Annotated in this window: 10 protein-coding genes; 4 read left to right on the top strand and 6 right to left on the bottom strand. The window is 67.5% G+C overall.

The annotated features are described in order from the left end of the window. Nucleotides 1-39 precede the first annotated feature (39 nt). Together ACFWI9_RS32590 and ACFWI9_RS32585 are read right to left on the bottom strand one after the other, a co-directional pair. The gene (locus tag ACFWI9_RS32590; protein ID WP_387168412.1) at nt 40-687 is read right to left on the bottom strand and encodes a hypothetical protein; all 648 of its coding nucleotides are present in this window, start codon (nt 685-687) and stop codon (nt 40-42) included. Between the two features lie 35 nt (nt 688-722). Next, on the bottom strand, nt 723-1,160 hold the full coding sequence (locus ACFWI9_RS32585) for a helix-turn-helix domain-containing protein (protein WP_387168409.1): 438 nt from the start codon (nt 1,158-1,160) through the stop codon (nt 723-725). 259 nt (nt 1,161-1,419) lie between these two features. On the opposite strand from ACFWI9_RS32585, the gene ACFWI9_RS32580 reads away from it, so the two are divergent. Together ACFWI9_RS32580 and ACFWI9_RS32575 are read left to right on the top strand one after the other, a co-directional pair. Further along, nucleotides 1,420-2,094, top strand: coding sequence for a TnsA-like heteromeric transposase endonuclease subunit (locus ACFWI9_RS32580; RefSeq protein WP_387168407.1), 675 nt, complete (start codon nt 1,420-1,422; stop codon nt 2,092-2,094). A gap of 76 nt (nt 2,095-2,170) precedes the next feature. After that, nucleotides 2,171-2,644, top strand: a complete 474-nt coding sequence (locus tag ACFWI9_RS32575) for a hypothetical protein (RefSeq protein ID WP_387168404.1) — start codon at nt 2,171-2,173, stop codon at nt 2,642-2,644. 51 nt (nt 2,645-2,695) lie between these two features. On the opposite strand, the gene ACFWI9_RS32570 is transcribed toward ACFWI9_RS32575, so the two are convergent. The 4 genes from ACFWI9_RS32570 to ACFWI9_RS32555 form a co-directional block, all read right to left on the bottom strand. After that, nucleotides 2,696-3,040 carry a hypothetical protein gene (locus ACFWI9_RS32570; protein WP_387168400.1) on the bottom strand — a complete coding sequence of 115 codons (345 nt, stop codon included), beginning with the start codon at nt 3,038-3,040 and terminating at the stop codon, nt 2,696-2,698. A gap of 34 nt (nt 3,041-3,074) precedes the next feature. After that, a complete protein-coding gene (locus ACFWI9_RS32565; protein ID WP_387168398.1) occupies nt 3,075-3,668 on the bottom strand; it encodes a hypothetical protein in 594 nt (197 codons plus the stop codon). Then, entirely contained in the window at nt 3,665-4,000 is a 336-nt protein-coding gene (locus ACFWI9_RS32560; protein WP_387168414.1) for a hypothetical protein, read from the bottom strand. Before ACFWI9_RS32560 ends, ACFWI9_RS32565 begins: the two co-directional genes overlap by 4 nt. A gap of 109 nt (nt 4,001-4,109) precedes the next feature. Then, nucleotides 4,110-4,622, bottom strand: a complete 513-nt coding sequence (locus ACFWI9_RS32555; protein WP_387168395.1) for a DUF4240 domain-containing protein — start codon at nt 4,620-4,622, stop codon at nt 4,110-4,112. A gap of 131 nt (nt 4,623-4,753) precedes the next feature. Here ACFWI9_RS32555 and ACFWI9_RS32550 point away from each other — a divergent pair, with 131 nt between their 5' ends. Both ACFWI9_RS32550 and ACFWI9_RS32545 read left to right on the top strand, forming a co-directional pair. Further along, a complete protein-coding gene (locus tag ACFWI9_RS32550) occupies nt 4,754-5,023 on the top strand; it encodes a hypothetical protein (RefSeq protein ID WP_387168392.1) in 270 nt (89 codons plus the stop codon). Then, the gene (locus ACFWI9_RS32545; RefSeq protein WP_387168390.1) at nt 5,020-5,388 is read left to right on the top strand and encodes a hypothetical protein; all 369 of its coding nucleotides are present in this window, start codon (nt 5,020-5,022) and stop codon (nt 5,386-5,388) included. Before ACFWI9_RS32550 ends, ACFWI9_RS32545 begins: the two co-directional genes overlap by 4 nt. Nucleotides 5,389-5,683 lie beyond the last annotated feature (295 nt).

The following is a 5,683-nucleotide window of genomic DNA, read 5'->3' as shown; positions in this document are numbered from 1 at the left end:
GCCGGGTCGACCCGGCCGCGCTGCCCGCTTACGTCCCTGTCACTCCCCGGTGGACCCGGTGGACGGGGAGCTCTTCTTCCCGGCCGGCTTGCGGGCCGGAGCCTTGCGGGGAGCCGGGGCGGAGGCCTTCGGCTGCGCCTCAGCCGCGGGCTTCGCCTCGGGCGCGGACTTCACCGAGGTGCCGTTCGCCTTGGGCTCGGAGCCCGTGGACTCGTCGTTCTTCCGCGTGTCGCCTTTGGGCTCGACCGCGATGGCGATCTCGGCGATCTCCTCGGCGGCCTCACCGCGCCAGGACTTCACCGCCTGCTCGCCGTGCTCGGCGACCTTCTCGTACGTCTCGCGCGCCCGTACCGCGTACTCGGCAGCCACCCCCACACCGCGCAGCGCAAGGTCCTGGGCGGACTCGCCGAGCTTCCGCAGATCGGTGTCGAGGCTCCCGATCACCTCGGTGACCTTGGCCTGAACGGTGGCCTGGGCCTCCTTCGCCTGTGCGGTCACCCTCGCCTGCACCGCTTTCGGGTCGGCCTCCCGCATCGCATCGAACTTCGCGGGCGCCTCGGCCCGCAGCTGCTCGATCAGCCCGGGCACCTTCTTGACCTGCTGCACCGCGAGATCGGCGGTGCCGGCCGCGAAGTAGAGAGGAGTCGGGTCGGTGAACGTCTTACGCAGGTCATCAGCGATGGCCATGACTGGGGTCCTCCCGGATCACAATGTCGGAGTTGTCAGACTGCGTGCTGTCCATCGACACCGCCCCGTACGGCCTCGTCGAGGCCGTCACCGGTAGTTTCGGCGGTGTCCTTATCCCTATCGGCGTCGAAGCCGTTCTCCTTGCGGAACGAGTCGTAGATCTGGAGCAGCACCTGCTTCTGCCGCTCGTTGATCGACGGGTCGGCGAGGACGACGGCCCTTGTCTCCAGCTCGTCCGGCTCCCGTTCCTCCAGGATTCCGGCCCGTACGTACAGCGTCTCGGCCGAGATCCGCAGCGCCTTGGCGACCTGCTGCAACACCTCCGCGCTGGGCTTGCGCAGCCCGCGCTCGATCTGGCTGAGGTACGGATTCGACACCCCGGCGGCCTCCGCGAGCTGCCGCAGTGACAGCTGCGCGGTGCGCCGCTGCTCGCGGAGGTACTCGCCGAGATTGCCGACGTTGAGTGATGCCATACCCCTGATACTGCGACATCATCGCTAACTTTTGCAAGCGGCTGCTTGCAAAAGTGTCCGCCTGCTCGTGCTCACGAGGCTGGTACGAGGTGGTGACGTGTCTCGCTGAAGGTGAGCCAGTCTCGGTCTATCTGAACCATCTGGTCGCTCGTCTCAGTCAACCTTGACCATCTGTCGATCCGTCTCGCTCCTCCTGACCACTGCCGCACCGGGGTCCCTACGGCCTTCTTATCGGGTGGGTGCCGAGCGGGGGTGGCTGGTGGCTGAGGAGGACATCTGGCTGGAGTACGTAGACGCCCGCGGCGAGCCGCACGGCGGGCCGCTTGAGGTGATGTGGCCGACCCGTTTCGAGGCAGCCGGGCAGGTACGCGGGTTCCCTTCGTACCGGGGGCAGCGGAACTTCGCGGGCTGGTACTGGGCTGCTACAGGTGGCGACCTGGTCGGCTATGAGTCGTGGGGGGAGCTCGGGCACCTGATGAGGCTGGACGCCGATCCGGATGTGGGGGCGGTGGCCTCGCAGCCGTTCCGGCTGTCGTGGCGGTACGGCGACCGGGCCCGGCGGACCCGCCATACGCCGGACTACTTCGTACGCCGTCGGGACGGCACCGCTGTGGTGCTGGACGTACGTCCGGACGATCGGATCAAACCAGACGACGCGGCGAAGTTCGCGGCCACGGCCGCGGCCTGCGCCCAGGTTGGCTGGGGCTTCGAGCGGGTCGGGATACTCGATCCTGTGCTGGCGGCGAATCTGCGCTGGCTATCGGGCTACCTGCACCCGCGGGTGCGGCGCGAGCCGGTCGCCGATGCCCTGCAAGCAGTGTTCGCAGAGCCGCAGGGACTGCTTGCAGGGGCCCGGGAAGTCGGGGATCCGATCGCCACGCTACCGGTGCTCAGCCCTGGGAGGGGCTACCCGAAGACGCCGCGAAAGCGGTGACCACCTGGCTGGAGGCCGGCGAGCAGATGACTTCCCTAGCGGCCGATGTCCGGGCTTTCCTCGCCAAGGAGTATCAGTGACATCCGGCATGCGCATCACCTGGACCCTGGCGGGATCTGGGTGGGTTGACTGCACCCTTGAAGATCACCGGGCGAAAGTCGAGCTCACCGCGTCCTATATCACCAGTGCGCCCGAGCAACTCCTGACCGCGGTGACCCGCCTCGTCGCGGGCGAGACGGAGAGCCGTGCCCAGTTCGAGGCCGAGCCGACCGCCTACCGGTGGATCTTCTACCGCGAAGGCGTGGACGCCTGGATCCGCGTGCTGGAACTGCGTCACGGCAGCGATCACGACAACAAGGGAACCGAGATCTGGTCCAGCCAGCTCGGCATCGACCAGCTCGCCCGCACCATGATCCGCTGCTTCGACGAGGTCGCGCAGACCTATGGCGAGAGCGGCTATCGAGGCAAGTGGGGCGAACACTTCCCCCGAACCGAACTCGAAGCCCTCAGGCGCCTCTGGGGCACTCACCAGCACCCCCAAACGACGTAGCCGGGACAACAGACTGCTGAGGTTGAGTGAGACAAGTCAGCAGGTCAACTGTCACCGTTCAGCTCGTCGGACTCCCGTACAGGCGAGGACTGCGTCGGCGTCGTCGGCGAGGAAGAGCATGAAGGCCCACGTCCGGTCCGGTGAGAAGATGCAGCCGATCCTGACCTGATCGGCTTCGAGCCGGGTGAGGATGTCGACGGTGGACGGCAGGGCGAGAGTCTCAGCACCTCGCTTGCTCGCCCGTCGGAGACGAGCCGCGTAGATGCTGGCAAGCTGCTGACTGGGAACGCGGCCGTCCCACACGACAAAGTCGCCTCCAGCAAGAAGCGCCTCCTTGGCGGCTTCGCAGGCCGTGGTCTGGTCGCCCAGCATCCCGGCGAGTTCCGCCCGGTCCATCTGTCCTCCTCCCGCCTGCTGTCCCGCTGTCCGCTCAGTCGTCGAAGCGGAGGCCGGGCCGGGTCCAGAGTGTGAGGTCACTGCTGGTGGCGACCGCCAGGGTCTGGCCGGAGGGAGAGAACCCGGCTGCGCGAAGGTCTGAGTACTCGGAGTGGAAGACGTGCCACCACGTCCCTCCCGCCGGGCCTTTGTGGGACCCGCCGTCGGCGGAGAGGATGACGCGGTCGTGGGGCCACTCGGGGCTGACGACGTCCAGGGTCCAGCCGTCCGGCGTGGTGCTGTGCAGGCCGCCGCCGAAGAGTCCGGCTACGCGTACCGGGACGCCCGCGATCGGGCCGAGCCCAGGGCAGGTGAGGTCCGGGTGGGCGTCGGGGGTACTCGTTTCCGGGTCAGGGTCCCGGTCGCGGGCGATCTTCTCGCCGGTGACCCCGTCGAAGAGTCCATGGCCGTCGCTGGACACGACCATGATGAGGTCGTGTCCGCTGTCGGGATGGACGGCGAATCCAACACCGAGAAGGCCCCCGATGGGAGTCCTGCGGTCCATCACCGGCTGCCACGGCTCGGGAGCCGGCATGACGGTGGCGGCGAGATAGCGCTCGCGCAGCTTCTGCTGGTACTCAGTGATCAAGTCGTCTCCTCGGTGCGATCCGCGCCGAGGGTCTCTCGCGCAGCGGCCCACGTCGACTCGAATTCTTGGCGGGTCATCTCGGCAGCGCCGTCCGCTTCTTGCCACCCGCGCAGGGCACCTTCCGCGAGGACGCCGTACTGCCGCTCGTAGGCGGCCATGGCCCCGAGGTCGCCACAGTCACGGATCTCGATGACCTCCGCCAGCGAAGCTGCGGTCACGGGCTGGCGCTGAGGTCCTTGCAGGTCGACCTGGCGCAGGGCCCATTCCTCGCCGTCGAGCTCGAAGTACGACCAGACATCGCTCTCGCCGTCGTAAGCGCGGATCCACAGCATCACGCTCACATGATCTCTCGGTGAGGAGAAGGCGCGTTCGGCGACGCCCACGGGCCGACCGCTTCCCGTTGATGCGCCTGCCACGCTGTCCGGCTCGTTAAGCGAACGATCACAGAGGAAACATCACGCTCAGTCTCGGCAGCTTGCGTGCTGCCTCGTCCTCGCGTCGCACGTCCCACCGCTGACCGAGCGGCCCCGAGCTGCCCTCTCCATCGCCTTGTTCGGCCTCGACATCCTCGTAAAACGCCTCGCTGCAGTCGTCACCGACACCGGTCAGGCTCCCGTACGCCTCCATCGCGACATAGTCGAGAGACTCCCACTCGGGCCAGTCGTCGTTCCACATCTCCCGCGGGCGTCCCACCATGCACTGGACCTCCGGAACGTCGGCCAGAGAGTCCGGATCAGCCAGTGCCCTGGAGAAGGCATCACGGCCGAGCCCCACCATCCACAGGCCGAAGTAGCAGAATCCGTCATCCGAACACCAGCCACCGAAGATCCGGTCCGCTGCCGCCCACAGATCCCACGTGAACGCCTCGTGCGTCACCTCGTCCAAGCGCACCTGGAACTGCACAACCTCAGCCAGCGACCTTCGCGCCAATGCGCCACGCAGCCCCGCAGCCACGCGAGCCGCTCGTCCGGGCCCTGCGCCTGACGCCGGCACTCCTCGATGAGCTTCCAGAAGGAATCAATGTCCACAGCGGCACTGTGCCAGGCACCTCTGACAGTGCAGGGTCGACGAACTATGTTCGAGGAGTGGAGAATTCTGAGATCATCATCGAGCTCACCTCGGATGAGGCGCTGGTCCTGTCGGACTGGCTGGAGCAGGTGCAGATGACGGACCTCAGTCGTCTCGTCGGCGATGCGGCGGTCTGGGCACCCCTTCACCGCATTGCCGGAACGCTCGACAAGTCGCTGTCGGGGATCTTTGCGGCGGACTACGCCGAACGTCTGGAGGCGGCCCGCAGCAGGCTTCGTCCAGGCCTTGGCGACAGCGCCATTGACGAGGAGGGTACGGACACATGAAGCCCCTCTCGGAGATGACTGAACGCGAGTACTTCGTCAGCGTCGGCCAACGTCCCGGCATGTTCGTCGGCAAGACCTCCTTCCACATGCTGACCGCGTTCCTGACCGGTTATGACCAGCATGCTCTCCGGCACGGTGGGCCCGGGCTCACCGGCTGGCACGACTGGCTCGTCGCCCGTCGCGGACGCGACTGCAACCACGCCTGGCCGGGCCAAATCCTCCACATCGCCCTCCCGAACGGCTGGGACGACTTGTGGAATCTTCCGCCTGAGGACGAACAGCAGGCGATCAGGGTCCTGTTCGAGCTCCTCGACGAGTTCGCTGCCGAGCGCGAAGCAGCGCAGGACTCACAGACCTCAGGTTGAGTGAGACGCCGCACCGAACAGCGTCTCACTCAAGATGAACCACTGCCGGTCAACGCCTCGTCTTGGTTCACCTCAACTGAGACGGGACAGGCCGGGCCGCGGCGGATACCGCGTCAGCGAGATCCGACTGATCCTGGGCGCCGCCGCGTAGCCGGGGCTGTCCAGGCCCCGGAGTCGCCTGCGGCGACGCTTCAGCCCGGGACGCGACCGCCTTCCCGGGCGACCGGGGGGGGGGGGGGGGGGGGCGCCGCCCCCCCAAAGCCCGCCCCCCCCGGGGTTAGCCCCCCCCGCCCCC

The sequence above is a fragment of the Streptomyces sp. NPDC127084 genome, assembly GCF_042724175.1.
Lineage (GTDB): Bacteria > Actinomycetota > Actinomycetes > Streptomycetales > Streptomycetaceae > Streptomyces.
Note: the sequence above shows the minus strand (reverse complement) of the source record. Positions and strands in the feature narration are given on the sequence as shown.

Bases quoted from the DNA above. Each gene is read 5' to 3' on its own strand.
- ACFWI9_RS32560 (WP_387168414.1), bottom strand. From the start codon at position 4,000: ATGCTGTGGATCCGCGCTTACGACGGCGAGAGCGATGTCTGGTCGTAC.
- ACFWI9_RS32585 (WP_387168409.1), bottom strand. From the start codon at position 1,160: ATGGCATCACTCAACGTCGGCAATCTCGGCGAGTACCTCCGCGAGCAG.
- ACFWI9_RS32570 (WP_387168400.1), bottom strand. From the start codon at position 3,040: ATGGACCGGGCGGAACTCGCCGGGATGCTGGGCGACCAGACCACGGCC.
- ACFWI9_RS32545 (WP_387168390.1), top strand. From the start codon at position 5,020: ATGAAGCCCCTCTCGGAGATGACTGAACGCGAGTACTTCGTCAGCGTC.
- ACFWI9_RS32590 (WP_387168412.1), bottom strand. From the start codon at position 687: ATGGCCATCGCTGATGACCTGCGTAAGACGTTCACCGACCCGACTCCT.